This window comes from Streptomyces sp. GESEQ-35 (genome assembly GCF_017948485.1).
Lineage (GTDB): Bacteria > Actinomycetota > Actinomycetes > Streptomycetales > Streptomycetaceae > Streptomyces.
Window position 1 is genome coordinate 112186 of record NZ_JAFFSX010000018.1, and the last position, 26435, is coordinate 138620.

Genomic DNA, 26435 nt, shown 5'->3' on the forward strand with positions numbered 1-26435 from the left:
CAGTTCCCCGCGCCCCTTACGGGCGTCACCTCGCCCGCGCTATGGCGTGCAGCTTCTCCAGTCTTTGCCTCGACTGCTCGTCCGCCGGGGTGTACGTCACCATCCTTGGTCCCTCCCCCGGGCTCAGCCACATGTCCGTGTGGTCCACGGAGACTCGGCCCACGTAGGCGTTGTCGAACTCCTTGCGTTTGCCGCGGGGGGCGATGATCTCGTGGCGGTCCCAGGCCGTCTGGAAGTCCTGGGATTCCGTGCGCAGGCGCTTGAGCAGCATCTTCCAGGCGGGCTCGGCGAGATGGCCGGCCATGGAGCCGCGGAAGCGGGCGGCCATGAGGCGCTGGGTCTCCTCCAGATGGACGATCGACGAGCGCCAGTCCTCGTTCGTGTAGCAGAGGACCATGCAGTTGCGGTCCTCGGGCGGAACCGCGTCCAGGTCGCAGAGGAGCAGGCCGTAGGTGCGGTTGTAGGCGAGGATGTCGTAGCGGCTGTTCTGGAGGCAGGCCGGGATCGGTTCCAGTTGCTCCATCACGGCACGGAGTGCGGGGGTGACCGACGAGCAGCTGGTGGCCGGGGTCGGGTCGACGGCGCCGGCGAGCCGGAAGAGGTGGCCGCGCTCGCTCGGGTCGAGGAGCAGGGTGCGGGCCAGGGCGTCCAGGACCTGGACGGAGACCTGGATGTCACGGGCCTGTTCGAGCCACGTGTACCAGGTGACGCCGACGGCGGAGAGCTGGGCGACCTCCTCGCGGCGCAGACCCGGGGTGCGGCGTCGGCGGCCGCGGGGGAGGCCGACCTGCTCGGGGGCGATGTGCTCACGGCGGTGGCGGAGGAAGGCGGCGAGTTCGTGCCGGCGGATCTCCGCTTCGCGGGTCGCCTGGGGCTGCCGTACCGCCGTCTCCTGGACCATGGTCGTCATACCTCCAGCCTGCCGCCTCGCGGACCCTGTTGCCGGGTACTGCTACTACCAGGACAAGAACACTCTGGTACCAGTCTGGGCGCGCGCGCAAGCTCATCTTCGTGACCGAAACCACGATGTCAACGAACACGGTCCGCTCCCCCGCCGCGCCACCCGTACTCGGCGGTCTCGGACTCTTCACGGTGCTGCTCGGTGCGGCACTTCCGCTCATCGACTTCTTCATCGTCAACGTGGCCCTGCCGACCATCGGACAGGACCTCGCGGCGAGCGAATCCGTCCTGGAGCTCGTCGTCTCCGGGTACGGACTCGCGTACGCCGTCCTGCTCGTCCTCGGCGGCCGGCTCGGCGATCTCTTCGGCCGGCGCCGCCTCTTCCTGGGCGGCATGGCGGCCTTCGGGCTGACCTCGCTGGCGTGCGGGCTCGCGCCCACCGCCTGGACGCTGGTCGCGGCCCGGGTCGCACAGGGCGCGGCGTCCGCGGCGATGCTGCCGCAGGTGCTGGCCACGATCCAGGCGGCCACCTCGGGCCCGCGCCGGGCGAAGGCCATGGGCCTCTACGGCGCGACGGCGGGCCTGTCCATGGTGGCGGGCCAGATACTCGGCGGCGTCCTGGTCGCCGCGGACATCGCGGGCACGAGCTGGCGCGCGGTGTTCCTGGTGAACGTGCCGGTGGTGCTGCTCGGCCTGTTCCTCGCCGCCCGTGCCGTCCCGGAGACCCGCTCGCAGCGCCCGGAGCCGGTGGACGCCCCCGGCACGGTCCTGCTCGCCGCCTCCCTGCTCGCGCTGCTGGCCCCGCTGACCGAGGGCCGGGCGGCGGGCTGGCCCCTGTGGACGTGGCTGTCGCTGGCCGCCTTCCCGCTGCTGGCGGGCGCCTTCTACGTGGTGGAGCGCAGGGCGGACCGCCGCGGCCGTACGCCACTGGTACCCCCGAGCCTGCTCGCGCTCACGTCGCTGCGGCGCGGGCTGGTGATGCTCGTGCCCTTCTCCATCGGGTTCAGCGGATTCATGTTCGTGATCGCGGTGGCGTTGCAGCGGGGCGCGGGCCGGAGCCCGGTCGAGGCGGGACTCGCGCTCGCCCCCATGGCGGTGGTGTTCTTCTTCGCCTCGCTCGCCGGGCCACGGCTGGTCACCCGCTACGGCACGCGCGTGGTGACGGCGGGCGCCGGCCTCCAGGCGCTCGGCGTGGCGTTGATGGCGCTGGCCGCGTGGCGTTCCTGGCCCGACCTCGGCATCGTCGAACTGCTCCCCGGCGCCGCGATCGCCGGAGCCGGCCAGGCACTCCAACTCCCGATCATCTTCCGCGTCGTCCTCTCCGAGGTACCGGCCGCCCGCGCGGGCGTCGGCAGCGGCGTGATGATCACCACCCAGCAGTCGGCACTGGCCCTGGGCGTAGCCACCCTCGGCACCCTCTTCCTCTCCCTCGTCCCGGGCCTCGGCATGCGAGACGCGCTGGTCACGACGCTGTTGGTGCAGCTGGCGGGAGTGGCGCTGACGGGTCTGCTCAGCCTGCGCCTTCCGCGCACGATCGGTTGATTCGGCCACAGCTTGGACAACTCGTTGTGAAGGACCACCTGTTGATGTTGGTCTTGCTGCACACTCCTCCTTGACTTTCCCGGGACAACTTTCCCAGGACGCTGGAGGCGTCATGCCGCAGATCGACTCGAGCAAGGTAAGCCGCTGGGACCAGCACGGACGTGAGCACGTCGTGCGGGTCCAGCGCACCGGAGTGCAGCGCACGATCAAATGCGACACGTGCGGCTGGCGCAAGCCGGCGCAGTTTCTGCCGTGGCTGAAGGCGGAGGAGCATCTGGCGGAGGCGCATCAGGCGACGGTGGATCCGTCGGCGGCGTAGGGGCGGTCGCGGCGGCGATGATTTTCCGTGCCGGCAGAGGTCGTACGTACGAAGGCATACGACGATCAGCGCGGAAGGCCGGCCGATGAGCGCTCTGTACGACACCCTGCGACGGCACGTGGACGACAGATCGGTCCCGGGAGCCGTCGGCCTGGTGGCCCGCGGCGACGACGTCGAGGTGGTGGCCGTCGGCTCGCTGGGCGGCGAGGGCACCGCCCCGATGACCCGGGACGCGATCTTCCGGATCGCCTCGCTCAGCAAGCCGATCACCGCGGCGGCGGTGCTGATGCTGGTGGAGGACGGACGGATCGGTCTGGACTCGCCCGTCGAGGAATGGCTGCCGGAGCTGTCGAAGCCGGTGGTGGTGCGTACGCCGTCGAGCCCCGTGGACGACGTGGTGCCGGTGGCCCGACCGATCACGGTGGAGGACCTGCTGAGTTCCCGGACGGGCTGGGGCTACGCGTCCGACTTCTCGCTCCCCGCCGTACAGGCCCTCTCCGAGGTGCAGAAGGACAGCCGGGAGCCGCACACCTACCCCGAACCGGACGTGTGGCTGAGGCAGTTGGCGCAGGTGCCGTTGCTCCACCAGCCGGGCGAGAGCTGGCTGTACCACACGTCGTCCGACCTCCAGGGCGTCCTGATCGCCCGGGCGTCGGGCGGTACGCTCCCGGACTTCCTGGCGGAGCGGATCTTCGAACCGCTGGGCATGAGGGACACGGCCTTCGAGGTCCCGGAGCCGAAGCGGGACCGCTTCACGACGTACTTCCGCACGGGCCCGACCGGCGCCCTAGAGCCGAGGGACATCCCGGACGGCGACTGGAGCCGCCTGCCCTTCTTCCCGTCGGGCGGCGGCGGACTGGTCTCCACGGCCGACGACCTGCTGGCCTTCGTCCGTCTCCTCCGTTCCTCCGGGGAGGCGAACGGCCACCGCCTCCTGAGCGCCACCTCGGTCAGCCGTATGACCAGCAATCACCTCACCGCCCGCCAGCGCGAACTCGGCATGCTGTTTCTCCAGGACCAGGGCTGGGGGTACGGCGGCCAGGTCGACGTCACTCCCAGCGACCCGTGGAACGTCCCCGGCCGCTACGGCTGGGTCGGCGGCACCGGCACGACGGCCTACCTCGTCCCGCCCACCGGAACCATCACCGTCCTGCTGACCCAGGTGGGCGTGGAAAGCCCGGCACCGGTGCGGCTGTTGCAAGAATTCTGGCGGTGCACGGCGCACCACTGAGCTCGCAACCACCATCAACAGGAGCCGCACCGTGAGCGCATGGCAGGTGACCCGGACCTTCCGCAGCACGTCCGGCGACATCCGCTGGGACAGCCTCGGACAGCCCGGCCAGGACCCGGTCGTCCTCCTCCACGGCACACCGTTCTCCTCGTACGTCTGGCGCGCCGTCGCCCGGGCACTCGCCCACCGCCACCAGGTGTTCGTGTGGGACATGCCGGGTTACGGAACATCGGAGAAGTACGCCGGCCAGGATGTCTCCCTGGCTGCCCAGGGCAGGGTCTTCACCGAGCTCCTGGCGCACTGGGGCCTGGCGGAACCCCTGGTGGTCGCCCACGACTTCGGCGGTGCCGTCTCCTTGCGGGCGCATCTGCTGCACGGTGCCCGCTACCGTGCGCTCGCGCTGGTCGACCCGGTCGCGCTGGCGCCGTGGGGGTCCCCGTTCTTCCGGCTGGTCGGCGAGCACTCCAAGGTGTTCGAGCAACTGCCGCCCGCGCTGCACCACGCCCTGGTACGCGAGTACGTGAGTTCGGCGAGCAGCCCCGGTCTGCACCCGGCAGTCCTGGACCAGCTCGTCCAGCCCTGGCTCGGCGACCTCGGCCAGCCGGCCTTCTACCGCCAGATCGCCCAGGCCGACCAGCTCCACACCGACGAAGTGCAGGACCGGTACGGCGAGATCAGCATCCCCACGCTGGTCTGCTGGGGCCAGGACGACACCTGGATCCCCGCGGCAAAGGGCAAGGAACTCGCCGCCCTCATCCCAAACGCCCGCCTCGAACCCATCACCGGCGCAGGCCACCTCGTCCAGGAAGACGCCCCCGCCGAACTCACGGCCGCCCTGATCGCGTTCCTCCAACCGCGCTAGACGGCTGCCCGCAACCCCCGCACCAGCAGATCCACCAACGCCTCGAACTCCCCCTCGATCCCCGCCCGTTCCCACTCCCGGTAGTACCCCGGGTCATGGAAGCGGGCGGTGGCCTGGAAGAGGGCGGTGGCGGTGGTGGCGGGGTCCGGGGTCGTGAAGGCGCCGGATTCGGTGCCGGTCCGGACGATGTCGGTGAGCTGGGTGGTCAGGTCGGTGAGGTGTTCGTCGACGGCGTCGCTGTTCTCCGTGGTGAGGACGGTGTATGTGGCGAAGAGTTCCGGGTCGTCCCCCGCCTTGTGACGCTTGGCGTCGAACAGCGCCCGCAGCCAGTCGCGCACCCGGGACTCCGGGTCGCGGTCCGTCGCCGCCGCGATGCCGGACAGGACCTCCGACGTCCGGTCCAGCCACCGCTTCGTCACCGCCTCCCGCAACGCGGCCTTCGTGCGGAAGTGCCGGTAGACGCTCCCATGGCTGACGCCGAGCGCGCGGGCCACGTCCACCACGGTGGCCTTGGCCGGGCCGTGGCGGCGCAGCACCTCCTCGGTCGCGGCGAGGATGCGCTCGGCGGTCAGGGTCTCGGCGGTCGGTGACATGGGGAGACCGTACCCGCCGCTACTTGGCGCCGAGGTGGCTCATCTGCGCGGCCGGGTAGCGGTCGCCGGCCGCCGCGTCCGCCGGTACGGCCCGCTCGATCGCGGCGAGGTCGGCGGCGTCCAGCGTGACGGCCGCCGCACCGAGCGACTCCGTCAGCCGCTCCCGGGTCCGGGCGCCGACCAGCGGCACGATGTCCTCGCCACGGGACAGCACCCAGGCGATCGCGATCTGCGCGACGCTCACGCCCTTCTGCTCGGCGATCTTCCGCAGCGCCTCGACCAGGCTCAGGTTGTGCTGGAGGTTCTCGCCCTGGAAGCGGGGTGACATGGCCCGGAAGTCGTTCGCGGCGAGCTGCCGGTCGGCGGTGAAGTGGCCGGAGATCAGCCCGCGGGAGAGCACACCGTACGCCGTGATGCCGATCCCCAGCTCGCGCGTGACCGGCAGGACCTCGGCCTCGATGCCGCGCGAGATCAGCGAGTACTCGATCTGGAGGTCGGAGACCGGGGCCGTGGCCGCCGCACGGCGGATGGTGTCCGCGCCGACCTCGCTCAAGCCGACATGCCGCACATACCCCTTCTCGATCAGCTCCGCGATCGCACCGACCGTCTCCTCGACCGGTACGGCCGGGTCGAGCCGGGCGATCCGGTACACGTCGATGTGGTCCACGCCGAGGCGCTGGAGCGAGTACGCGGCGAAGTTCTTCACGGCCGCCGGACGGCCGTCGTATCCGCTCCAGCCGCCGTCCGGGTCCCGCAGCGCACCGAACTTCACGCTGACGAGCGCCTGTTCACGCCGGGCCGTGGGCGCGGAGCGCAGGGCCTCGCCGATCAGCAGCTCGTTGTGACCCATGCCGTAGAAGTCGCCGGTGTCGAGCAGGGTCACCCCTGCCTCCAGCGCGGCGTGAATGGTCGCGATGGACTCGGCCCGGTCCGCCCCGCCGTACAGCGCGGACATGCCCATGCAGCCGAGGCCGAGGGCGGAGACCTGGGGGCCGGTGGTGCCGAGAGTTCTGGTCTGCATCGTCATACGCCCACCCTGACATAACAGCTGACAGATTTCAATATCTGTCAGCTGTCACCTGCCACCTTCCAGCGCTCCCCACCCCCTTCCCCTTCGAGCTCAAGTGGTCCAGACCTATTGACTAAAGGTCTGGACCGCGCGACTGTCATGCCTACGACACCTCACCGCACCCCCCACCGGGAGGCCTCGCATGATCCGCAGGAGACTGCGCCTGCTCGCCGGCGCCCTCGCGGCCGTCTGTCTCACCCCGCTCTCGATCGCCCTCGCCCCCACCGCGTCCGCCGCCGACACCTGCGCCGTGAAGTCGAAGCCCGCCGGCAAGGTCCTCCAGGGCTACTGGGAGAACTGGGACGGCTCCGCCAACGGGGTCCACCCGCCGTTCGGCTGGACCCCGATCACCGACTCCCGTATCGCCGCACACGGCTACAACGTGATCAACGCGGCCTTCCCCGTCATCCGCTCCGACGGCACCGCACTGTGGGAGGACGGCATGGACACGGGCGTGAAGGTGGCGACGCCCGCGGAGATGTGCGCGGCCAAGGCGGCCGGCCAGACGATCCTGATGTCGATCGGCGGCGCGACCGCAGGCATCGACCTCAACTCGACGGCCGTCGCGGACCGCTTCGTCGCGACCATCGTCCCGATCCTCAAGCAGTACAACTTCGACGGCATCGACATAGACATCGAGACGGGCCTCACGGGCAGCGGCACCATCGGCCAACCGTCCACGTCCCAGGCCAACTTGATCCGCATCATCGACGGCATCCTGGCCCAGATGCCGTCGAACTTCGGCCTCACCATGGCGCCGGAGACCGCATACGTCACCGGCGGCAGCGTCACGTACGGCTCGATCTGGGGCGCGTATCTCCCCGTCATCAAGAAGTACGCCGACAACGGCCGCCTGTGGTGGCTGAACATGCAGTACTACAACGGCAGCATGTACGGCTGCTCCGGCGACTCCTACTCCGCCGGCACCGTCGAGGGCTTCGTCGCCCAGACCGACTGCCTCGACAAGGGGCTGGTCATTCAAGGTACGACGATCAAGGTGCCGTACGACAAGCAGGTCCCGGGCCTGCCCGCCCAGTCGGGTGCCGGCGGAGGCTACATGGCACCGTCCCTGGTCTCCCAGGCCTGGCAGCACTACGGCACGAGCCTCAAGGGCCTGATGACCTGGTCCGTCAACTGGGACGGCTCGAAGAACTGGACCTTCGGCGACAACGTCAAGTCCCTACAGGGCCGTTAGCGGGCGGTGACCGCCAACTTCGCCCCCAACGCCAAGAACGACCCCGCAAAGCTCCGCCGCAGCCACGTCATCACCCTCGGCCGTGAGGTGACGTGGCTGCGGACGGAGGCGGCGAGGATGCCGTAGGCGGCGAAGACCACGAAGGTCAGCAGCATGAAGACGCCGCTGAGCGCGAGCATCCGGAGCACCGAGTTCGGCTCACCCGGGCTCACGAACTGCGGCAGGAACGCGAAGAAGAAGATCGTCAGTTTCGGGTTGAGGATGTTGATCAGAACGCCCCGGACGATCACCCGGCGCGCGGACTGCGGGGCCGTCTGCTCGTCCACCGCGAGCGCCTCCCGGTCCTTCAAGGTCGCCCACGCCATGTACAGGAGGTAGGCCACACCGGCGTACTTGAGGACCTGGAAGGCCGTCGCGCTCGCGTGCAGCAGGGCGGCGACGCCGGTGATCGTGGCCAGCATGTGCGGGACGATGCCGAGGGTGCAGCCGGCCGCCGCGACGACGCTCGCGCGACGGCCGCGGGACAGCCCGGCCGCGAGGGTGTAGACGACGCCGGTGCCGGGGGTGACGACCACGACCAGGGTGGTCAGCAGGAACGCGATGCTCATGCCGTCACCCTGCCGGGGCCGCCACCATCCGGTACAGGGCCAATCGACCCGCCCGTAACGGGACCACTCAGCCCTGCTTCAGCGGCAGCGCCAGGTCCACCACCGCCCGGCCGCCGTCGAAGGTCCCGGCCCGCGTCACCGAACCGTTCAGCAGGTCCACGCGGTACAGCCGCTGGGCGCCGCCGACACTGAAGACGCCGTACGCCGTGTTCGTACCGCTCCTCGTGGACGCGTAGATGTCGAAGCCGGCGCTCGGACCCGCGTCGACGCCCAGCTTGCCGGTGGGGGCGAGGTTGCCCGCGTTCGCCGGGGACTGGATGGAGACCTGGTCGTTGACGGTGTCCACGTCGAAGAGGGTCGTCGCGGTGGTCTGAGAGAGGTCGTTGTTCGTGTACGCCGCTCCGGTCACGCCCTGTGCCGTGGCGCCCACCGTCGCGGGCGGGACCGGCGGGTTGGTCAGGGTGCCGTCGGTGGCCGTGGTGCCGGCCGCGGGGGCGCCCGCCGGGTCGTCGATGTTGTGGCGGAGGTTCTGGCCGGTGTCGCTGATGACCCGCAGCCGGTTGGCCGCCGGGTTGAAGTCCACGCCGAACGACCCGCCCTGCAAGGCCACGCTCAGCTGGCTGACCTTGGTGGCCTTCGCGCCGATCTCACGGATCGTGTAGATGCCGCCGCGGTCGCCGACGCCGTACAGCTTGCCGTTCTGCACGCGGTAGTCGATGCCGACGAGCTTGGTGTCGCCCTGGAGGCCGTTCACCTTGCCGAGCGGAAGGGTGCGGTCGGGACGGTCGGTGCGGAAGCTGACGAGCCGCTGGTCGGCGGTGAGGCCGATGGCGGTGAGCCGGTCGCTCTGCGCCGCCGCGCCTGCCGCCGTGCCGCCCTTGTTCTCGATGGCGGCGGAAGAAGACTCAGAAGACGAAGTCTCAGAAGACGCGGCCTTCGCCGCCCCACCGCCCATCGCTCCGCAGCCGACGGTTCCTATGGCCAGCGCCATGACGGACGCGGCGATGACTGCTTGCTTGCGCATGGTGCCCCCGTGGAGGTTCTCACCGCGACCCGCCCACTGCGGGCCGCGCATGTCCCCTCCTTCGGAGCCGTATGGGCACCGGATGGGAAAAACCCCAGTTCCGTTACGTCTGTTACGTCCGTAACGAAACCGGGGTTTTCCGACAAACCCTGCCGGTGCTACGCGCCGATCAGGCGACCCGCGAGGTAGCCCTCGATCTGGTCCAGCGACACCCGCTCCTGCTTCATGGTGTCGCGCTCGCGCACCGTCACCGCGTTGTCATCCAGGGTGTCGAAGTCGACCGTCACGCAGTACGGCGTACCGATCTCGTCCTGGCGGCGGTAGCGGCGGCCGATCGCGCCGGCGTCGTCGAAGTCGATGTTCCAGTTCTGGCGGAGCGCCTGGGCGAGGCCCTTGGCCTTCGGGGACAGCTCGGGGTTCCTCGAAAGAGGCAGCACCGCGACCTTCACGGGAGCCAGCCGGTGGTCGAGGCGCAGCACCGTGCGCTTCTCCATCTTGCCCTTGGCGTTGGGCGCCTCGTCCTCGATGTAGGCGTCGAGGAGGAAGGCGAGCATCGCGCGGCCGACACCGGCGGCGGGCTCGATGACGTACGGCGTCCAGCGCTCCCCGGCCTCCTGGTCGAAGTAGGAGAGGTCCTGGCCGGAGGCCTTGGAGTGGGCGCCGAGGTCGTAGTCGGTGCGGTTGGCGACACCTTCGAGCTCGCCCCACTCGCTGCCGCCGAACTGGAAGCGGTACTCGATGTCAGCGGTGCGCTTGGAGTAGTGGGAGAGCTTCTCCTTGGGGTGGTCGTACCACCGCATGTTCTCCTCGCGCAGGCCCAGGCCGGTGTACCAGTTCCAGCGCTGCTCCATCCAGTACTCCTGCCACTTCTCGTCCTCGCCCGGCTTGACGAAGAACTCCATCTCCATCTGCTCGAACTCGCGGGTGCGGAAGATGAAGTTGCCGGGCGTGATCTCGTTGCGGAAGGACTTGCCCATCTGGGCGATGCCGAACGGCGGCTTACGGCGCGAAGTGGTCTGCACCTGGGCGAAGTTGGTGAAGATGCCCTGGGCGGTCTCGGGGCGCAGGTAGGCGATGGAGCCGCTGTCCTGGGTCGGGCCGAGGTGGGTGGAGAGCAGACCCGAGAACTGCTTGGGCTCGGTGAACTGGCCCTTGTTGCCACAGTGCGGGCAGTTGACGTCCGCGAGGCCGTTCTCCGGCATCCGGCCGTGCTTGGCCTCGTACGCCTCCTCCAGGTGGTCCGCGCGGAACCGCTTGTGACAGGAGGTGCACTCGGTGAGCGGGTCGGTGAAGGTGGCGACGTGACCGGAGGCGACCCAGACCTCGGGGGCCAGGATGACGGACGAGTCGATACCGACGACGTCCTCGCGCGACGTCACCATGTAGCGCCACCACTGACGCTTGAGGTTCTCCTTGAGCTCGACACCCAGCGGCCCGTAGTCCCAGGCGGCGCGCTGTCCGCCGTAGATCTCACTGCAGGGAAATACGAAGCCACGGCGCTTGCTCAGGCTGACGATGGTGTCGATCTTGTCGGCGGCCACGGTGCTCTCTTCATTACGACGACGGGCGACGAAGCGAGGTGCTTCCAGCGAATGCTTCAGGTTACCGGCGGAGGCTCCCCCTCGACCAAATCGGGCTGCCCTTCAGGCCGGACCGGACCTTTGTTGACAATCGTTTCCAGATTTGTTGAAAATGACTGTCATGAACGCACGTCGTCGTCTGATACCCACCGCCGTGGTGACCACCCTCGGTCTCGCGGCCCTCTCCGCCTGCTCCAGCGCCGACGCAGGCACCGGCAACACGGACAAGTTCGACGTCGTCGCGTCGTTCTACCCGATGCAGTTCCTCGCCGAGCAGATCGGCGGGGACCATGTGAACGTCACCACACTGACCGAGCCCGGTCAGGAGCCGCACGACCTGGAGATCAGCGCCAAGCAGACCGCGCAGCTCCAGGAGTCCGACGCGGTGCTGTATCTGAAGAGCCTCCAGCCCGCCGTCGACGAGGCGGTGGGGCAGTCCGAGGTCAAGACGAAGATCGACGCGGCGACCCTCACCAAGCTGGAGGACCACGGCGACGCCGGTCACAGCCACGAGGGCGAGGAGGAGCACGCCGAGGAGTCGGAGTCGGCGCTCGACCCGCACGTCTGGCTGGACCCGGTGAAGTACGCCGAGGTCGCCAAGGGTGTCGGCGCCGCCTTCGAGAAGGCCGACCCGGACAACGCGGCCGACTACAAGAAGAACACCGAGTCCCTGGTCGCGAAGCTGGACACGCTGAACACCGACTTCGAGGACGGCCTCAAGAACACCGACTCCAAGGTGTTCTTCACCAACCACGCGGCCTTCGGCTATCTCGCCGAGCGCTACGGCCTGACCCAGGAGGCCATCTCCGGCCTGGAGCCCGACAGCGAGCCGAGCGCGGCGCGGATCAAGGAACTCCAGACGGAGGCCAAGGCGGACGGCGTGACCACCGTCTTCTACGAGACCTTGGTCTCCGACAAGACGGCCAGGACCCTGGCCGATGACGCCGGGCTGAAAACTGATGTACTCGACCCGCTCGAAGGCATCACGGACAAGTCCAAGGGCGACGACTACCTCCAGGTCATGCAGGCGAACCTGACGGCCCTGGACAAGGCGCTCGGCGCGAAGTGACCAGCAGTATCCGGCAGTTCGGAGGCGCAGCCATGACGGCACATCAAGCCGGCGACCCCGTCATATCCCTGCGGAGCGTGACGGCGGAGCTGGGCTCGCGCCCTGTCCTGCGCGGCATCGACCTCGCCGTGGGCCACGGTGAGGTCGTCGCCCTGCTCGGCGCGAACGGCTCCGGCAAGTCGACGGCCATCCGCGCGATCATCGGCCAGGTCCCCGTCTCCCAGGGTGAGATAGAGATCTTCGGCACCCCGCGACGCCGGTTCCGCGACTGGGCACGCGTGGGGTACGTCCCGCAGCGCACGACCGCGGCGGGCGGCGTCCCGGCCACGGTGACCGAGGTCGTCTCCTCGGGCCGCCTGTCCCGCGCCCGCTTCGGAGTCCTGCGCAAGAGCGACCGGGACGCGATACGGCACTCCCTGGAGCTGGTCGGCATGGCGGACCGGGCCAGGGACTCGGTCAACGCGCTCTCCGGCGGCCAGCACCAGCGTGTGCTGATCGCCCGCGCGCTCGCCTCCGAACCCGAGCTGCTGATCATGGACGAGCCGATGGCGGGCGTGGACCTGGCGAGCCAGGAGGTGCTGGCGAGGACGCTCAGGGAGCAGGTCGCGGCAGGTACGACGGTCCTGCTGGTCCTGCATGAACTGGGCCCCCTGGAGCCGCTGATCGACCGCGCGGTCGTCCTCCGTGACGGCTGCGTCCTGCACGACGGCCCGCCCCCCAAGGCCGTCGGCCAGCATGCGCTGCCCGGCCACGACCACGTCCACCCGCATGCGGCGCCGGACGCCGAACCGATCCGGACGGGACTCCTGGGCTGATGGAAATCCTCGACTACGCGTTCATGCAGCGGGCCCTGCTCGCCGCCGTCCTGGTCGGCATCACCGCCCCCGCGATCGGCATCTACCTCGTCCAGCGCCGCCAGGCCCTGATGGGCGACGGCATCGGCCATGTCGCGATGACGGGTGTCGGCCTCGGCTTCCTCCTGTCCACCTCGCCGGTGTGGATGGCGACGGCGGTCGCGGTGATCGGTGCCGTGCTGATGGAGCTGATCCGCTGGTACGGCAGGACGCGCGGCGACATCGCCCTCGCGATGCTCTTCTACGGCGGTATGGCCGGCGGCGTCATGTTCATCAACCTCGCGCCGGGCGGCTCCAACGCCAACCTGAACTCGTATCTGTTCGGCTCGCTCTCCACGGTCTCCGAGGACGACGTGTCGGCGATCTGTCTGCTCGCGGCCTTCGTGGTGCTGGTCACCGTGGGTCTGCGCCGGCAACTGTTCGCGGTCAGCCAGGACGAGGAGTTCGCGCGGGTCACGGGTCTGCCGGTGCGGGCGCTGAACCTGCTGACGGCGATCACGGCGGCGGTCACGGTGACGGTCGCGATGCGGGTGGTCGGCCTGCTGCTCGTCTCCGCGCTGATGGTGGTCCCCGTCGCGGCGGCACAGCAACTCAGCCGCAGTTTCGCGCTCACGTTCGCCATCTCGGTGGCCATCGGCGTGGCCGTGACGATCGGCGGGACCGTGACGTCGTACTACCAGGACGTGCCGCCGGGCGCGACAATTGTGTTGCTGACCATTGCCGCGTTCATCGTGCTGACCGCACTGGCGGCCCCGCTGGCCCGGCGCCGCGCACGGGCCCTGGCCGCCGCACACCCCGTGGGCGACCCGGCGGAGTGTGCCATTCCGGCCACCCGCGCGCAGGACGGGACGGTCGGCGTCTGACCGCGCACATGCGGGGCTGGCACAATGGCCCGGCACGGCAAGCGCAGATGTGAGGAGGCAACCCCGGTGACGACCGCTGGACAGCCGGTGAAGGGCCGAGCCACCCGGCAGCGTGCCGCCGTGGCGGCGGCGCTCGACGAGGTCGACGAGTTCCGCAGTGCGCAGGACCTGCACGACATGCTCAAGCACAAGGGCGATTCCGTCGGGCTCACCACGGTCTACCGCACCCTCCAGTCCCTCGCCGACGCCGGCGAGGTCGATGTCCTGCGCACCTCCGAGGGCGAGTCCGTCTACCGCCGCTGCTCCACCGGCGAACACCACCACCACCTGGTCTGCCGCGTCTGCGGCAAGGCCGTCGAGGTCGAGGGTCCGGCGGTGGAGACGTGGGCGGACGCGATCGCGGACGAGCACGGGTACGTGAACGTGGCGCACACGGTGGAGATCTTCGGCACATGCGCGGAGTGCGCGGCGGCCAACAAGTAACACCACACCTGGGGCCCCCTCACGGGACGCCCCAGAGCCGTCTACTCCTGCCTGCCCTCCATCGCCAGCAGTTCCTCGTTGGGAATCGCGCCCCCGAAGCGCCGGTCGCGCGAGGCGAACTCCACGCATGCGCGCCACAGGTCACGCCGGTCGAAGTCCGGCCACAGGACGTCCTGGAAGACCATCTCGGCGTAAGCGCTCTGCCAGAGCAGGTAGTTGGAGGTGCGCTGCTCGCCGCTGGGCCGCAGGAACATGTCCACGTCGGGCATGTCGGGGTAGTAGAGGTACTTCGCGAAGGTCTTCTCGTCGACCTTGGACGGGTCGAGCCGCCCGGCCCGTACGTCCTCGGCGAGGGCCTTCGCCGCGTCGGCGACCTCGGCGCGGCCGCCGTAGTTCATGCAGAAGTACAGGGTCAGCTTGTCGTTGTCCTTGGTCTGCTCCTGGGCGATCTGGAGCTCCTTGGCGACCGACTTCCACAGCTTGGGCATCCGCCCCACCCAGCGCACCCGGATCCCCAGCTCGTCGAGCTGGTCACGGGTCTTGCGGATGAAGTCGCGGTTGAAGTTCATCAGGAAGCGCACCTCGTCGGGCGAGCGCTTCCAGTTCTCGGTGGAGAAGGCGTACAGGGAGATCGCGCCGACGCCCATCTCGACCGCGCCCTGGAGCACGTCGAGTACCCGCTCCGCGCCGACCTTGTGCCCTTCAGTCCGCGGCAGCCCACGCTCCTTGGCCCAGCGTCCGTTCCCGTCCATGACGATCGCCACATGGCGGGGGATCAGCTCGCCGGGGAGCTTCGGCGCGCGGGCACCGGACGGGTGCGGCTCCGGCGTCTTGTACTCGCGGCGCTGACGCCCCAGGAACCCGCGTACGGCCATGTGCTTCTCGTCTCCTTGGTCTGTGCCTATTTCTCTACGTACCTGAGCGAGCGCAGTCCGCGCTCAAGATGCCAGTGCAGATAGGCGGACACCAGCCCGCTTCCCTCCCGCACATACCGCGGCTCGCACGCGTCCGCGGTCTCCCAGTCTCCCGTAAGCAGCGCGCCGAGGAGTTCCAGGGTCTGCGGCGAGGGTACGACGCTCCCGCCCACCCGGCAGTCGACGCAGACGGATCCTCCGGAGGCCACCGAGAAGAATCGGTTCGGCCCCGGCAGTCCGCACTTCGCGCAGTCGCTGAAGCTGGGCGCGTACCCGTTGACGGCCAGGGAGCGCAGCAGAAAGGCGTCGAGGACGAGATGGGGGGCGTGCTCGCCCCGGGCGAGCACGCGCAGGGCGCCGACGAGCAGCAGGTACTGCTGGACCGCCGGCTCGCCCTCGTGATCCGTGAAACGCTCGGCGGTCTCCAGCATGGCGGTCCCCGCGGTGTACCGGGCGTAGTCGCTCACGATCCCGCCACCGTACGGAGCGATGGTCTCGCTCTGCGTGCACAACGGCAGCCCGCGCCCGACCAGCTCACTCCCCCGCGCGAAGAACTGCACGTCGACATGGGAGAAGGGTTCGAGCCGGGCCCCGAACTTCGACTTCGTCCGCCGCACCCCACGAGCCACGGCCCGCACCCGCCCGTGCCCGCGCGTGAGCATGGTGATGATCCGGTCCGCCTCGCCCAGCTTCTGGGTGCGCAGCACGATGCCGTCGTCGCGGAAGAGACTCATCGCACACCCCCGCGGGCTTCCGGCCCGCCGCGCAGCGGATGGGTGCGCGGCACGATGCCGTCGTCGCGGAACAGACTCATGGCTTCATTCTCGCGTACGCCCGGAGTCAGCGGGTGCGGTCGGGGTTACTGATGATGTCCCAGGGGGCGAGGTTCCAGGGGCTGGACTTGTTCGCCGGGTCGAGCAGGGACCGCAGATGGGCGTCGGCATCGGCCTGCGGGGCGGGGAAGCCCGCGTCCGGCGTGCCCTGGAGGCCCTCCCGCCACACCGTCCGCCCGATCAGACAGTGATCGGCGTACTCCTTCCAGGAGGCGTACGACCGCACGACCGCCGGCACGAGGCTCTTCAGCGCGGTCCAGGCCTCGTGCTCCGTGATCATCCCGCAGCCGAAGCCGCGGCGAGCGATGTCGACGTACAGGGCGGCGTCCCAGGCCAGCGGTGAGACGCCGAGCAGCCGGTAGGCCTGCAACCGGTATCCGGTACGCGCCAGCCCGCCGAGCCGGCCGACCAGCTGCTCGCGCGAGGTGATCTCCCACTGGTCGGCCAGCCACCGCCGGGCGCTGTCGTCGTCGATGCGGGTGAACGGGTAGAGGGTGCCCTGCGAGGCGTTTCGGTCCCGGTTCACGGGCGCGCTCAGCGACACCATCCACAGCTGGTGCATGGTGAGCGGAACGGGGTACTTGCGCTCCGCCTTCGGCTTGCGCCGGTTCCATATCGCCATGGCCGTGCACCCTAATTCAAGCCGTCAAGGCACCTCACCGCGGCTGCGGGCATTGGCGTACGCGGTCGCCGCGCTGAGCCGCTCGGCAGGGGTCGCCCGCCGTACGACGCCGGGCTCGGCGTCCCATTCCTTGCCGCCGCCGTACGGCCTCAGCTGGACGTAGGGCCCCTCATGCCCCATGACGATGCCGAGCCTCCCGCTGCCGCCGTCCACGACATACGACCCGACCGGCGGCTTCACCGCAGCACCGCGACGAGTCGCTGCGCGGCTTCGACGGAACAGCGGCCCAATTCGACGAGCGGACAGGGGGCCTCCCGCGCAAGACTCGCCGGGTCGATCCGCAAGGACGGCAGAATGATTCCTGCGTTTTCCAATGCTGCCCGCAATTCCTTCACTGCTTCCTCCGCCTCTTCGACGCAGAGCGCCGAGTGCTGTGCCTTCACGTGGTTCCCCTCCCTTTTCGGGTTTTACGCTTCACATCTCAAGGGTGACGCACCACATCTACACTCGGCAGGAGTCTCTGCTCTACAAGTTCGGGGCAGCACAAGGGGGTTGAACTGTGGCCAACGCTTCACGTCAGGCGGCATGGGAGTTCTTCGGTGCGGAACTGAAGCGGCACCGGGAGGATAGGGGGCTCACTCAGGTGGAGTTGGGGGCGCGCGTCTTCGTCTCGGGCGCCTATATCGGCCAGTTCGAGCAGGCGATTCGAAAGCCGCAGTTGGATATCGCGCAGCGGATTGATGTGGCGCTGCAAACCGACGGTATTTTCGAGCGGGCCTGGCGGAAGCTCATCGACGACAACCGGTATGCCGATTACTTTGCGTCCGTTGTAGAACTGGAACGGACGGCAACGAAGATTGCCGAGTTCGCGCCGACGCTCGTGCCCGGCCTGTTGCAAACCGCCGCGTACACGCGTGCGGTGACGCTGGCGAGCAATCCGTTCGCCACCGACGCCCACATCGAGGAGAAGGTGGCGGCTCGCGTCGAGCGGGCACAGATCCTGGACGACGCTACACGGCCCGTGTATTGGGTGATCTTGCACGAGCACGTACTGCGGATTCCGGTCGGCGGCCCGGCGGTCATGGCGGAGCAGCTGGAGCACGTGCTGGGACTCGTGCGGCAGCGCAAGGTACTGGTACAGGTGCTGCCGACGTCGGTAGGGGCGTACCCCCTCATGGGACGCATGGTCCGGCTCTTCGAGTTCGAAGATGCTCCGCCAACCGCCTATACAGAGGCGGTGTATTCGGGGAATCTGCTGGACAATCCGGCCCTGGTTAAGCGCGTGCACGGGGCATACGATCTGCTCAGGGCCGCCGCGCTGCCACCGGAGGCGTCCCTGACCCTGATCGAGTCGGTGGCGGAGGACCACAGACGATGCGCGAGTACGACCTGAGCAACACACGCTGGCGCAAAAGCACCTACAGCGACGACAACGGCGGCGACTGCCTCGAAGTCGCCGACGGAGTCCCCGGCGTCGTCCCCGTCCGCGACAGCAAGCAGCCCGACGGCCCCGTCATCCTCCTCGGCGCCACCGCCTGGGCAGCCTTCATCGACGCCTGCTAGTCTCCCCGAGCCTCCCGCGGGGGAAGTCCGGTGAGAGTCCGGCGCTGACCCGCAACGGTGTGTGCGTGGGCCCCTGGGGCCGACGTGCGAGTCCGATTACCCGCAGGTGGTTGCCAGCCCATTGACCGCTCGCCGAGGACTGCGAGCCGAGGCGAAGGACCGCCGAGCTTGCGCCCCTCCTCAGGCCGAATACCCGTGCCGCCACTGGTGGCTGCCCTCACGGTCCTGCTCCTCGTCTCCCTCGTTTCCGGTGTCGGGCTCGGCGCCGCAGGGGTCGGCTGGGGGGACGTCTTCCGTTTCCTCGGGGCCGGTTTCACGGGTGGGGCCATCCACGCCGAGGACGTGGCGGCGTACACGATCGTCTGGGAGATCCGGCTGCCGCGCGTCGTGCTCGCAGCCGTCGTGGGCGCAGGGCTCGCGACGGTCGGGGTGGCCGTGCAGGCGATGGTGCGCAATGCGCTGGCCGATCCGTTCGTGCTGGGGATCTCGTCCGGGGCTGCCGTGGGGGCCAACGCGGTCATCCTGCTCGGGGCCTTCGCGGGGCTTGGCGTGTGGGCTCTGTCGGTGTCCGCGTTCTGCTCGGCGCTGGCCGCGATGGCGATCGTGTACGCCGCGGCCCGTTCGGCGACGCACGGGCTGACGCCGCTGCGGCTGATCCTGACGGGGACGGCGCTGGCGTACGGCTTCGAGGCGCTGACCACCGTGATGGTGTTCGGCGCGGCCCGGGGCGAGGCGGCGCGCTCGGCGGTGATGTGGCTGCTGGGGAGTCTGGGCGGGGCGACCTGGCCACGGGTGCCGATCGCCGCCGTGACGGTCGTGGCCGGGTGGGTGTGGCTGCGGTGGCGGGCGGAGGCCCTCAACGCGCTGGCGATGGGGGACGAGACGTCGACGGCGCTGGGCGTGCAACCCGGGAGGCTGCGGCGGGAGTTGTTCCTTGTCACGGCGGCGGTGACCGGGACGGTCGTCGCGGTGAGCGGGGCGATTGGGTTCGTCGGGCTGATGGTGCCGCATGTCGTACGGATGCTGGTGGGCGCCGATCACCGGCGGGTCCTCGCGGTCGCCCCGCTCGCCGGGGCCGTGCTGCTGGTGTGGGCGGACGTGCTGTCCCGGCTGCTGCTGGCGCCGGCCGAGTTGCCGGTCGGGGTGATCACGGCGGTGGTCGGCGTCCCGGCCTTCCTGCTCCTGATGCGGCGCGGCGGCTACGCGTTCGGGGGGCGCTGATGCGGCTCGATGTGGAGGGCGTGACGTTCGAGGCGGCCGGACAGCGGCTCGTCGACGAGATCAAGCTCACCGTGGACAGCGGGGCGTTCGTGGGGCTCGTCGGGCCCAACGGGAGTGGCAAGTCGACGCTGCTCAGGTGTGTGTACCGGGCGCTGCGGCCGGCCGCGGGGGTCGTACGGCTGGACGGGGACGACGTACACGCGCTGGACCCTCGTGCCGCCGCCCGGCGGCTGGCCGCGCTGCCGCAGGAGTCGTCCTCGGAGTTCGACTTCACCGTGACCGAGGTGGTCGCGATGGGGCGGCTGCCGCACCGGAACCGTACGGCGGCCGAGGACCGGGCGATCTGTGCGGAGGCGATGCGGTCCACGGGTGTGGAGCATCTCGCGGAGCGCGGCTTTCTGGCCCTGTCGGGCGGCGAGCGGCAACGCGTGCTGATCGCCCGGGCGCTGGCCCAGCGCGCCCAGGTGCTGGTGCTGGACGAACCGACCAACCACCTCGACATCGCCCACCAGTTGGATGTGCTGTCCCTGGTCCGGGCGAGCGGTCTGACGGCGCTGGCCGCCCTGCACGACCTCAACCTGGCGGCCGCGTACTGCGATCTGCTGTACGTCGTCTCGGCGGGCCGGATCGTCGCGTCCGGTCCCCCGCACGACGTCCTGCGCCCGGACCTGCTCGCCGAGGTGTTCGGCGTACGCGCCCATCCCGTCCGGCATCCGGAGACGGGCGCCGTCCAACTCCTCTTCGACCTCCTGCCCCGCTAAGGAACCTGCCACATGCGTAAGCCAGTTGTCGCCGCCGTCTGCCTGGCCGTGCTCACCACGGGCTGCGGCGCCGAGGTCGAGCCCTCGCCGGACTCGAAGGCCGCGTCGTCCGTCACCCTGACCAACTGCGGGCGCAAGGTGACGTACGACAAGGTCCCGGAACGGGTCGTCACCAACGACGTCGGGATCACCGAGCTGATGTTCGCGCTCGGCCTGGAGGACCGGATGGCCGGGTTCGCGATGCCCGACGACAAGGGCGACCTGAGTGCCGTGCCGTGGAAGGACGGCTACGACAAGGTGAAGTGGCTGTCGAAGGACCAGCTCACCACGGAGAACGTCCTCGACGCCCGCGCCGACTGGGTCTTCGCCGGCTGGAACTACGGCTTCCGCGAGGACAGCGGCTTCACCCCGGACGCGCTGACCAAGCTCGGCATCCCCTCGTACATCCTCACCGAGTCCTGCCGCAACGGCCGTACGGACACCTCCCGGGGCATCATGCCGCCGCTTCAGGCGCTGTACGAGGACCTCACCAACCTGGGCAGGCTGTTCGGCGTGGAGAAGCGGGCGGCCGCGCTGATCGCCGACTTCAAGGGCGAGGTGGCCGAGGTGAAGGCGAAGGCCCCGGCCGACTCCCCCAAGGTCTTCCTCTACGACAGCGGCGAGGACCAGCCCTTCACCTCCGGCCGGTACGCCGCGCCCGACCAGATCATCAGCGAGGCCGGCGGGGTCAACGTCACGCACGACCTCAAGGACTCCTGGACGACGGTCGGCTGGGAGACCGTCGTGGAACGGAACCCCGACGTGATCGTGATCTGCGACTACGGGGATGTGACCGCGGAACAGAAGAAGAAGTTCCTGCTGTCCTACGCCCCGCTGCGGAACGTGTCGGCCGTCAAGAACAAGCGGATCTTCACGCTGGACTACGTCGACCTGGTGGAGAGCCCACGCAACCCGTCGGCGATCGCCCGCCTCGGCGAGTACCTGCGGACGACCACGCCCTAGGCGGCGTGGCAGAGCGTCGCGGGTTCCGCCGGGACCGCGGCGCGGGCCATGGCCGCGGGCACGGGACGGGCGGTGCGGACGGTGGCCGGGGCCTGCGAGCGGTTCCGTGCGAAGACGACCAGGCGCAGCACCACGAACCGCCCGACACCGGCGAGTGCGGAGGCGGACAGGTAGACGACCTGTTCGAGCACCGCACCGGGCGCCGCCACCAGCTGCTGGAGGACGAACATCGCCGCGCAGGTCACCGCGTACGCGACCGCCGCGGATCCGGCCGACTGCACATGCTGGCGCCAGGTCGCGCGCCCGCCCGCGCCGAACGTGAAGCGGGCGTGCAGCTCGGTGGCCAGGAGCGTGGAGACCACGGTGATCACGGCGTTGGCCAGGACCCAGGGAATCCAGGAGGCCATGGCCGCCACGGCGAAGCTGGAGGCGAGCCCCACCCCGCCGCCGCAGAACACGAATCGGGCGAAGGCGGTGAAGGCGCCGGGTGCCGCCTGCTGCCGGCTCTGCGCTGTTTCCATGACCCGCCCCCTTTGATGGCTCACTCCGCGAAGCGCGCACCCCTCGGCCTGCAAGACCAAGGCGTGCGCCGCCTGTGACACCATCATGGCACACAAGTGATGCCATCGCGAGCCATTTATAGCGCCACCTGCGTCACCGCAGGTCAGCCCACCGACACCAGCCCCGCCTCATACGCGATGATCACCAGCTGGACCCGGTCCCTCGCGTCCAGCTTCGCCAGCAGGCGGGTCAGATACGTCTTCGCGGTCGACACACTGATGCACAGCTCGGCGGCGATCTCGGTGTTGGACAGACCCGAGCCGACGAGGGTGAGGACCTCGCGTTCCCGGTCCGTGATGGACGTCAGGTCGCGGCGGGCGCCGGACGGTTGCGGGCGGGACGCGAAGTCGCGGATCAGACGGCGCGTCACGCTCGGCGCGATGAGCGCGTCGCCGGCCGCCACGATCCGTACGGCCGCGATGATGTCGTCCAGGGCCATGTCCTTGACCAGGAACCCGGACGCACCGGCGCGCAGCGCCCCGTACACGTAATCGTCGTCGTCGAAGGTCGTGAGGACGACCACCCTCGTGTCCGGCTGGTCCCGGGTGATGTGGTCCGTGGCCTCGATGCCGTCCATCCCGGGCATCCGGATGTCCATCACCACCACATCCGGGGCGAGTTCGGCCACCAGCCCGACCGCCTCCTCCCCCGTCGCCGCCTCCCCGACCACCTCCACGTCCTCAAGATCGGCCAGCACCAGGCTCAGTGCCGTACGGATCAGCTGCTGGTCGTCGGCCAGCACCACCCTGACGTTCATCGGACCACCGCCGGGACCGGCAGCCGGGCCGCCACCCGGAAGCCGCCCTCGGGGCGCGGCGACGCCGTGAACTCGCCGTGGAGCAGGGCGACTCGCTCCTTCATGCCGGCCAGCCCGAAGCCCGTGTCGGTCGAACTCCCGCGCCCTCGGCCCTCGTCGGTGATCTCCAGTGCCAGCTCGTCGTCGGCGCGATAGTCGAGGGTGACCCGGCACGCGCGCGTGCCGGCATGGCGTACGACATTGGTGACCGACTCCTGGACGATGCGGAAGGCCGACAAGTCGATGTCCGGGGGCAACGCGCGGGGGTCGCCCACGCGCCGCACCTCGACCTGTACGCCCGCCGCCGTCGTCACGGCCGCCAGCCGGTCCACGTCCGCGAGACCCGCGGAGATCACGTCCCGCCCCTCGTCCGCAGCCCGCAACGCGACCAGCATTCTCCGCAGGCCCGCCAGTGTCTCCCGCCCCTCGTTCTCCACCGCCCGCATCGCCTCCAGGGCCGCCGCCGGGCGGGTCGACGCCACGCGGGCCGCCGCTCCGGCCTGGAGGGCGATGATGCCGATGCTGTGGGCGACCGTGTCGTGCATCTCGCGGGCGATGCGCAGGCGTTCGGCGGTGACGACCTGCGCGGAGTGCTCGGCCACGAGCCGTTCGGCGTGGACGCGGGCCTGGTGGGAGGAGTTGCCGAGCAGCCAGGCGATCACGGCGACCATGGCGACGGTCAGTTCGGCGGAGGTGCCGACGACCCAGCCGTACAGCAGTCGCACCGCCAGCCAGGCGGCCAGAGTGCCGAGTGCCATCACCAAGGCGGTTACGGCGGTGCGGCGGGCGTGCGTCGCTGCGACGAAGTACAGGGCGACGGTGGGCGCGAGGAACTGGGCCATGGGTATCTCGGCCTCTCCCAGCGCGGTCGTCGCGAAGCCTGCGGCCAGCAGCAGCCAGGTGAGGGCGGCGAGCGGTCTCCTGGACAGCAGACGGCTGCCGTACAGGGCCAGCGCGGTGGACAGCGCCAGAGCGAGCAGCCCCTCCCAGCGGTACAGCTGGGCCGCCGGCCACTCGTCGGGCTCCACCTCGCCGGGCAGGCGCACGCGCGCGAGGCGGGTGAACAGCTCCCCGGCACACCACGCAAGCGCCACCCAGACGCCCGGCGGCAGGCGTTTGTGCAGGGGCGGCGGCGGTTCGGTGGCGGGCATGCGGCGATCGTAGGCGGGCCCAGCAGCTCAGGTCATCGGCCCGGAGACGTACAACCACGGTCGACACCGGGCCCGTACGAGTGTCAGCGACGGGCCGATGTGCCGCCCCGGCCCGCCGCGCGACCGTAGAGCCGTGATCGAAATCAACGAGCTGACCAAGAGATACGGCGACACAACCGCCGTACGCGACCTGTCCTTCACCGTCCGCCCCGGCCGGGTCACCGGCTTCCTCGGACCCAACGGCGCGGGCAAGACCACGACCCTGCGGATCCTGCTGGGCCTCGTCGAGCCGAGCGCCGGCACCGCCACCGTCGACGGCCACGCCTTCCGCCACCACCGCCGCGGCCTGCGTCACGTCGGCGCACTGCTGGACGCCGGTGATGTGCACGGCGGGCGCAGTGCACGGGCGCATCTGGGGGCGCTGGCGCGGAGCAATCGCATCCCCGCACGCCGGGTGGACGAGGTCCTCACCGAGGTGGGGCTCGTTGGTGGTGCCGCCCGGCGCCGGGTCGGCGGGTTCTCGCTGGGCATGAGGCAACGGCTCGGCATCGCGACCGCGCTGCTCGGAGATCCACCGGTGCTGCTCTTCGACGAACCCCTCAACGGACTCGATCCCGAAGGCGTGTTGTGGGTGCGGAGGCTGTTCCGGAGGCTCGCGGCCGAGGGGCGTACGGTCTTCGTCTCCAGCCACCTCATGTCCGAGATGGAGCACACGGCCGACGAACTGATCGTCATCGGGCGCGGCGAGCTGATCGCCGCCGAGAGCCTCACCGAGTTCGCCGCGCGGGGTACGGCGCCGACGGTGACCGTACGGTCTCCGGACTCGGCCGCACTGGCCGCCGTACTGGCGTCGGAGGGGGCGACGGTGGCGTCGTACGACGAGGAGACGCTTCAGGTGGCGGGGCTGAGCGCCGAACGGGTCGGCGAGCTCGCCTTCGAACACCGTTTCCTGATCCGGGAGTTGACGACACGTGCCGCCTCCCTGGAAACGGCCTTCATGGAACTGACCGCCGACAGCGTCGAGTACACCGCCGGAGACCAACGATGACGAACGCGCGCTACACCGACCTCCTCGCCGCCGAGTGGCTCAAACTCCGCTCCCTGCGCTCCACTTACTGGGCGCTCGGCATCGGCGCACTGGCGGTCGTCGGCTTCAACGCGAACGAGGCCCGTTCCGACTACGCCAACTACCCTTACATGCCCGCGGACATGAAGACGGGGTACGTGGACTGGGCGCTGCGCTCCGCCTTCACCGACGGTGCCGCGCTGATCCTGATCCTGGTGTGCGCGAGCGTCGGCGCGCTCACGATCGTCGGCGAGTACGCGACCGGGCTGATCCGTACGACGTTCACGGCCGTGCCGGACCGGCGGGCGCTGATGGCGGCGAAGCTGACGGTGGTGACCGGCGTCATGACCGGCTACGGGGCCGTCCTCGCCGGGGCGTCCTACGCCACCACCCAGGGCATCCTCTCCGGCCGGGGCGCGGACGTCCCGGTCACTCACCCGGGCGTGGTGTCGCTCCTGCTGGCCTCGGTGCTGCTCGCGCCGGTCGCCGCGCTGGCCGGCATGGCCCTGGGCGCGGTGATCCGGCACGGCGCCACGACGACGGCCGCCATCACCGTCGTACTCCTGCTCCTGCCGACCTTCATCACCGACCGCTACGCCTGGACGGCTGCCGTCCGCAACGCTCTTCCCGTCCACGCCTGGGCCCGCCTGGTCGACGTGACCTACGGCGAGTCGGCGGTCAGGATCTATCCGCCCCACTATCCGGCGACGGTGACGGGCAGTTGGGTGGTCCTCGCGGCGTGGGCGGCGGTGGCGGCCGTGGTCGCGGTGGTGGCCGTGGAACGGCGGGATGTGTGAGCCGGGGACTTCTCGACTCTCCGAAGACTTCCTCAGTTCTCTGAAGGCGACGCGTCCCAGAGCCTGTTGAAGTGGCTGACGCGTTCCTCGACGTGGTGACGTGTCATCCTCAGTGTCGTCCTGGCGGGCCTGCCCCGGACGTCGGGCTCGGTCTCGTGGCACAGTTCGCCGTCGAAGATGATGAAGTCGTTCAGCTGGGCGTTCGGCTCCACCTCCGACTGGATGGCGATACGCGCGTCGATTCCGAACGTGCGGTGCCGCTCGCAGAGTTGGCGGAGGCTGTCGGTGACCTCGTCGGGCTCGTCCACGAGGAACAGCCGCCGGATCTCCACGCCCCGCTGCTTCGCCTTCTCCTGCTCGGTGAGATACCGCTTCGCGGGCTCGCTGGACCAGAAGTCCCGGTCGACGGACGTGCTCGTGGCGTAGAGCGTCTTCTTGACGCACATGGTCAGGTCGACCAGCCACTCGTTGTTCTCACCGGGACAGGTCGAGATGCCGTTGCTGAGGTCCTCCATCAACTGGGCGAGGTCGCCCAGCTCCTGCTCGGCGAAGGACTTCACGATGTCGGACCCCTGGTCACCGACTTCCGTGTACGCCCGCACCAGCCGGGTCACCTCGTCGGAGCGGAGCACCGAACCGTCCACCCGGCTGAACAGCTCCGTCGCCGCGTTGATCTTGGAGAAACTGTCGTCGACGGCCCTGCTCATCTCCCCGTGGTGCGCGGTCAGGCTCGACTTCATCTCGTCGAGGTGCTTGCGCTGGCTGTCCTCGACCGCCTGGAGCCGCTCCCCGAAGTCCACGAGGTACTGCACTATCAGCGCGGCGCTGCCGAGGACGATGGACGCCACCCACTGCCAGATGTTCCCGTCGTCCTCCTTCAGGACGCTGGTCAGCAGAAAGGCCCCGCCCGCCGCCGACGCGGTGATGAGGATTCTCCAGAACAGCTTGGGCATGCG

Annotated in this window: 31 protein-coding genes and 1 riboswitch; of the genes, 16 read left to right on the plus strand and 15 right to left on the minus strand. The window is 69.8% G+C overall.

The genetic code is table 11. From position 1 onward, the window contains the following. Positions 1-25: 25 nt before the first annotated feature. Positions 26-910, minus strand: coding sequence for a helix-turn-helix transcriptional regulator (locus KCH87_RS30050; RefSeq protein WP_210589443.1), 885 nt, complete (start codon positions 908-910; stop codon positions 26-28). Between the two features lie 116 nt (positions 911-1026). On the opposite strand from KCH87_RS30050, the gene KCH87_RS30055 reads away from it, so the two are divergent. From KCH87_RS30055 to KCH87_RS30070, 4 genes are all read left to right on the plus strand, one after another. Beyond that, complete coding sequence (locus tag KCH87_RS30055; protein ID WP_247197031.1) at positions 1027-2442, plus strand: MFS transporter; 1416 nt, start codon at positions 1027-1029, stop codon at positions 2440-2442. Between the two features lie 112 nt (positions 2443-2554). After that, positions 2555-2761 (plus strand): hypothetical protein, encoded by a 207-nt coding sequence (locus tag KCH87_RS30060; RefSeq protein ID WP_210574306.1) that lies wholly within the window; start codon positions 2555-2557, stop codon positions 2759-2761. A gap of 85 nt (positions 2762-2846) precedes the next feature. Beyond that, positions 2847-3992 (plus strand): serine hydrolase, encoded by a 1146-nt coding sequence (locus KCH87_RS30065; protein ID WP_210589446.1) that lies wholly within the window; start codon positions 2847-2849, stop codon positions 3990-3992. A gap of 31 nt (positions 3993-4023) precedes the next feature. Next, positions 4024-4854 carry an alpha/beta fold hydrolase gene (locus KCH87_RS30070; protein ID WP_210589448.1) on the plus strand — a complete coding sequence of 277 codons (831 nt, stop codon included), beginning with the start codon at positions 4024-4026 and terminating at the stop codon, positions 4852-4854. On the opposite strand, the gene KCH87_RS30075 is transcribed toward KCH87_RS30070, so the two are convergent. Beyond that, complete coding sequence (locus tag KCH87_RS30075; protein ID WP_210589450.1) at positions 4851-5447, minus strand: TetR/AcrR family transcriptional regulator; 597 nt, start codon at positions 5445-5447, stop codon at positions 4851-4853. The two genes, KCH87_RS30070 and KCH87_RS30075, sit on opposite strands and share 4 nt — an antisense overlap. Before the next feature lie 19 nt (positions 5448-5466). Beyond that, the gene (locus KCH87_RS30080) at positions 5467-6474 is read right to left on the minus strand and encodes an aldo/keto reductase (RefSeq protein WP_210589451.1); all 1008 of its coding nucleotides are present in this window, start codon (positions 6472-6474) and stop codon (positions 5467-5469) included. A 184-nt stretch (positions 6475-6658) separates the two neighbouring features. Here KCH87_RS30080 and KCH87_RS30085 point away from each other — a divergent pair, with 184 nt between their 5' ends. Continuing rightward, positions 6659-7711: a chitinase gene (locus tag KCH87_RS30085; RefSeq protein WP_210589453.1), complete on the plus strand. Its 1053-nt coding sequence runs from the start codon at positions 6659-6661 to the stop codon at positions 7709-7711. Here KCH87_RS30085 and KCH87_RS30090 read toward each other — a convergent pair. The 3 genes from KCH87_RS30090 to KCH87_RS30100 all read right to left on the minus strand — a co-directional run bounded on the left by KCH87_RS30090 (position 7708) and on the right by KCH87_RS30100 (position 10884). Beyond that, positions 7708-8319: a LysE family translocator gene (locus KCH87_RS30090; protein ID WP_210589455.1), complete on the minus strand. Its 612-nt coding sequence runs from the start codon at positions 8317-8319 to the stop codon at positions 7708-7710. The two genes, KCH87_RS30085 and KCH87_RS30090, sit on opposite strands and share 4 nt — an antisense overlap. 67 nt (positions 8320-8386) lie before the next feature. Next, on the minus strand, positions 8387-9394 hold the full coding sequence (locus tag KCH87_RS30095) for a DUF4394 domain-containing protein (RefSeq protein WP_247197032.1): 1008 nt from the start codon (positions 9392-9394) through the stop codon (positions 8387-8389). 107 nt (positions 9395-9501) lie between these two features. Continuing rightward, positions 9502-10884 (minus strand): glycine--tRNA ligase, encoded by a 1383-nt coding sequence (locus tag KCH87_RS30100; protein WP_210589457.1) that lies wholly within the window; start codon positions 10882-10884, stop codon positions 9502-9504. Between the two features lie 160 nt (positions 10885-11044). Between KCH87_RS30100 and KCH87_RS30105 the strand changes: the two genes are divergently transcribed. The 4 genes from KCH87_RS30105 (at position 11045) to KCH87_RS30120 (ending at position 14192) form a co-directional block, all read left to right on the plus strand. Next, positions 11045-11992: a metal ABC transporter solute-binding protein, Zn/Mn family gene (locus tag KCH87_RS30105; protein WP_210589458.1), complete on the plus strand. Its 948-nt coding sequence runs from the start codon at positions 11045-11047 to the stop codon at positions 11990-11992. A gap of 32 nt (positions 11993-12024) precedes the next feature. Further along, complete coding sequence (locus tag KCH87_RS30110; protein ID WP_210589461.1) at positions 12025-12807, plus strand: metal ABC transporter ATP-binding protein; 783 nt, start codon at positions 12025-12027, stop codon at positions 12805-12807. Then, positions 12807-13709, plus strand: a complete 903-nt coding sequence (locus KCH87_RS30115; protein ID WP_210589463.1) for a metal ABC transporter permease — start codon at positions 12807-12809, stop codon at positions 13707-13709. The genes KCH87_RS30110 and KCH87_RS30115 overlap by 1 nt, the downstream gene beginning before the upstream one ends. Positions 13710-13775: 66 nt before the next feature. Then, entirely contained in the window at positions 13776-14192 is a 417-nt protein-coding gene (locus KCH87_RS30120; protein ID WP_210589465.1) for a Fur family transcriptional regulator, read from the plus strand. A gap of 41 nt (positions 14193-14233) precedes the next feature. Here KCH87_RS30120 and KCH87_RS30125 read toward each other — a convergent pair whose 3' ends face one another. The 5 genes from KCH87_RS30125 to KCH87_RS30145 all read right to left on the minus strand — a co-directional run bounded on the left by KCH87_RS30125 (position 14234) and on the right by KCH87_RS30145 (position 17004). Then, positions 14234-15067 carry an isoprenyl transferase gene (locus KCH87_RS30125; RefSeq protein WP_210589467.1) on the minus strand — a complete coding sequence of 278 codons (834 nt, stop codon included), beginning with the start codon at positions 15065-15067 and terminating at the stop codon, positions 14234-14236. A 26-nt stretch (positions 15068-15093) separates the two neighbouring features. Beyond that, positions 15094-15840, minus strand: coding sequence for a DNA repair protein RecO (recO, locus tag KCH87_RS30130; RefSeq protein ID WP_210589469.1), 747 nt, complete (start codon positions 15838-15840; stop codon positions 15094-15096). Between the two features lie 106 nt (positions 15841-15946). Beyond that, positions 15947-16561 carry a DUF1266 domain-containing protein gene (locus KCH87_RS30135; protein WP_210589471.1) on the minus strand — a complete coding sequence of 205 codons (615 nt, stop codon included), beginning with the start codon at positions 16559-16561 and terminating at the stop codon, positions 15947-15949. 24 nt (positions 16562-16585) lie between these two features. Then, the gene (locus KCH87_RS30140) at positions 16586-16801 is read right to left on the minus strand and encodes a hypothetical protein (RefSeq protein ID WP_210589474.1); all 216 of its coding nucleotides are present in this window, start codon (positions 16799-16801) and stop codon (positions 16586-16588) included. Next, complete coding sequence (locus KCH87_RS30145) at positions 16798-17004, minus strand: hypothetical protein (RefSeq protein WP_210589476.1); 207 nt, start codon at positions 17002-17004, stop codon at positions 16798-16800. Before KCH87_RS30145 ends, KCH87_RS30140 begins: the two co-directional genes overlap by 4 nt. 116 nt (positions 17005-17120) lie before the next feature. Here KCH87_RS30145 and KCH87_RS30150 point away from each other — a divergent pair, with 116 nt between their 5' ends. From KCH87_RS30150 to KCH87_RS30170, 5 genes are all read left to right on the plus strand, one after another. Continuing rightward, the gene (locus KCH87_RS30150) at positions 17121-17954 is read left to right on the plus strand and encodes a helix-turn-helix transcriptional regulator (protein WP_210589478.1); all 834 of its coding nucleotides are present in this window, start codon (positions 17121-17123) and stop codon (positions 17952-17954) included. Further along, positions 17936-18124, plus strand: coding sequence for a DUF397 domain-containing protein (locus KCH87_RS30155; protein ID WP_210589480.1), 189 nt, complete (start codon positions 17936-17938; stop codon positions 18122-18124). Before KCH87_RS30150 ends, KCH87_RS30155 begins: the two co-directional genes overlap by 19 nt. Beyond that, positions 18101-18247: riboswitch (cobalamin riboswitch) on the plus strand. (Overlaps the previous gene by 24 nt.) A 45-nt stretch (positions 18248-18292) precedes the next feature. Then, complete coding sequence (locus KCH87_RS30160) at positions 18293-19345, plus strand: iron ABC transporter permease (protein ID WP_210589482.1); 1053 nt, start codon at positions 18293-18295, stop codon at positions 19343-19345. Continuing rightward, positions 19345-20106: an ABC transporter ATP-binding protein gene (locus tag KCH87_RS30165; RefSeq protein ID WP_210589484.1), complete on the plus strand. Its 762-nt coding sequence runs from the start codon at positions 19345-19347 to the stop codon at positions 20104-20106. Before KCH87_RS30160 ends, KCH87_RS30165 begins: the two co-directional genes overlap by 1 nt. 12 nt (positions 20107-20118) lie before the next feature. Beyond that, the gene (locus tag KCH87_RS30170; protein WP_210589487.1) at positions 20119-21108 is read left to right on the plus strand and encodes an ABC transporter substrate-binding protein; all 990 of its coding nucleotides are present in this window, start codon (positions 20119-20121) and stop codon (positions 21106-21108) included. On the opposite strand, the gene KCH87_RS30175 is transcribed toward KCH87_RS30170, so the two are convergent. The 3 genes from KCH87_RS30175 to KCH87_RS30185 all read right to left on the minus strand — a co-directional run bounded on the left by KCH87_RS30175 (position 21105) and on the right by KCH87_RS30185 (position 23616). Further along, positions 21105-21629 (minus strand): hypothetical protein, encoded by a 525-nt coding sequence (locus KCH87_RS30175; protein ID WP_210589488.1) that lies wholly within the window; start codon positions 21627-21629, stop codon positions 21105-21107. The two genes, KCH87_RS30170 and KCH87_RS30175, sit on opposite strands and share 4 nt — an antisense overlap. A gap of 143 nt (positions 21630-21772) precedes the next feature. After that, a complete protein-coding gene (locus KCH87_RS30180) occupies positions 21773-22426 on the minus strand; it encodes a response regulator transcription factor (RefSeq protein WP_210589490.1) in 654 nt (217 codons plus the stop codon). Next, a complete protein-coding gene (locus KCH87_RS30185) occupies positions 22423-23616 on the minus strand; it encodes a sensor histidine kinase (protein ID WP_210589492.1) in 1194 nt (397 codons plus the stop codon). Before KCH87_RS30185 ends, KCH87_RS30180 begins: the two co-directional genes overlap by 4 nt. Positions 23617-23749: 133 nt before the next feature. Between KCH87_RS30185 and KCH87_RS30190 the strand changes: the two genes are divergently transcribed. Together KCH87_RS30190 and KCH87_RS30195 are read left to right on the plus strand one after the other, a co-directional pair. Continuing rightward, entirely contained in the window at positions 23750-24664 is a 915-nt protein-coding gene (locus KCH87_RS30190; RefSeq protein WP_308298948.1) for an ATP-binding cassette domain-containing protein, read from the plus strand. Beyond that, positions 24661-25479 (plus strand): ABC transporter permease, encoded by an 819-nt coding sequence (locus KCH87_RS30195; RefSeq protein WP_210589496.1) that lies wholly within the window; start codon positions 24661-24663, stop codon positions 25477-25479. Before KCH87_RS30190 ends, KCH87_RS30195 begins: the two co-directional genes overlap by 4 nt. Positions 25480-25511: 32 nt before the next feature. Here KCH87_RS30195 and KCH87_RS30200 read toward each other — a convergent pair whose 3' ends face one another. Next, a complete protein-coding gene (locus KCH87_RS30200; RefSeq protein WP_210589498.1) occupies positions 25512-26432 on the minus strand; it encodes a DUF6879 family protein in 921 nt (306 codons plus the stop codon). Positions 26433-26435 lie beyond the last annotated feature (3 nt).

Bases quoted from the DNA above. Each gene is read 5' to 3' on its own strand.
- KCH87_RS30050 (WP_210589443.1), bottom strand. From the start codon at position 910: ATGACGACCATGGTCCAGGAGACGGCGGTACGGCAGCCCCAGGCGACC.
- KCH87_RS30055 (WP_247197031.1), top strand. From the start codon at position 1,027: ATGTCAACGAACACGGTCCGCTCCCCCGCCGCGCCACCCGTACTCGGC.
- KCH87_RS30060 (WP_210574306.1), top strand. From the start codon at position 2,555: ATGCCGCAGATCGACTCGAGCAAGGTAAGCCGCTGGGACCAGCACGGA.
- KCH87_RS30065 (WP_210589446.1), top strand. From the start codon at position 2,847: ATGAGCGCTCTGTACGACACCCTGCGACGGCACGTGGACGACAGATCG.
- KCH87_RS30075 (WP_210589450.1), bottom strand. From the start codon at position 5,447: ATGTCACCGACCGCCGAGACCCTGACCGCCGAGCGCATCCTCGCCGCG.
- KCH87_RS30080 (WP_210589451.1), bottom strand. From the start codon at position 6,474: ATGACGATGCAGACCAGAACTCTCGGCACCACCGGCCCCCAGGTCTCC.
- KCH87_RS30085 (WP_210589453.1), top strand. From the start codon at position 6,659: ATGATCCGCAGGAGACTGCGCCTGCTCGCCGGCGCCCTCGCGGCCGTC.
- KCH87_RS30090 (WP_210589455.1), bottom strand. From the start codon at position 8,319: ATGAGCATCGCGTTCCTGCTGACCACCCTGGTCGTGGTCGTCACCCCC.
- KCH87_RS30095 (WP_247197032.1), bottom strand. From the start codon at position 9,394: ATGCGCGGCCCGCAGTGGGCGGGTCGCGGTGAGAACCTCCACGGGGGC.
- KCH87_RS30105 (WP_210589458.1), top strand. From the start codon at position 11,045: ATGAACGCACGTCGTCGTCTGATACCCACCGCCGTGGTGACCACCCTC.
- KCH87_RS30110 (WP_210589461.1), top strand. From the start codon at position 12,025: ATGACGGCACATCAAGCCGGCGACCCCGTCATATCCCTGCGGAGCGTG.
- KCH87_RS30115 (WP_210589463.1), top strand. From the start codon at position 12,807: ATGGAAATCCTCGACTACGCGTTCATGCAGCGGGCCCTGCTCGCCGCC.
- KCH87_RS30125 (WP_210589467.1), bottom strand. From the start codon at position 15,067: ATGGCCGTACGCGGGTTCCTGGGGCGTCAGCGCCGCGAGTACAAGACG.
- recO (WP_210589469.1), bottom strand. From the start codon at position 15,840: ATGAGTCTCTTCCGCGACGACGGCATCGTGCTGCGCACCCAGAAGCTG.
- KCH87_RS30135 (WP_210589471.1), bottom strand. From the start codon at position 16,561: ATGGCGATATGGAACCGGCGCAAGCCGAAGGCGGAGCGCAAGTACCCC.
- KCH87_RS30155 (WP_210589480.1), top strand. From the start codon at position 17,936: ATGCGCGAGTACGACCTGAGCAACACACGCTGGCGCAAAAGCACCTAC.
- KCH87_RS30165 (WP_210589484.1), top strand. From the start codon at position 19,345: ATGCGGCTCGATGTGGAGGGCGTGACGTTCGAGGCGGCCGGACAGCGG.
- KCH87_RS30170 (WP_210589487.1), top strand. From the start codon at position 20,119: ATGCGTAAGCCAGTTGTCGCCGCCGTCTGCCTGGCCGTGCTCACCACG.
- KCH87_RS30175 (WP_210589488.1), bottom strand. From the start codon at position 21,629: ATGGAAACAGCGCAGAGCCGGCAGCAGGCGGCACCCGGCGCCTTCACC.
- KCH87_RS30180 (WP_210589490.1), bottom strand. From the start codon at position 22,426: ATGAACGTCAGGGTGGTGCTGGCCGACGACCAGCAGCTGATCCGTACG.
- KCH87_RS30185 (WP_210589492.1), bottom strand. From the start codon at position 23,616: ATGCCCGCCACCGAACCGCCGCCGCCCCTGCACAAACGCCTGCCGCCG.
- KCH87_RS30195 (WP_210589496.1), top strand. From the start codon at position 24,661: ATGACGAACGCGCGCTACACCGACCTCCTCGCCGCCGAGTGGCTCAAA.
- KCH87_RS30200 (WP_210589498.1), bottom strand. From the start codon at position 26,432: ATGCCCAAGCTGTTCTGGAGAATCCTCATCACCGCGTCGGCGGCGGGC.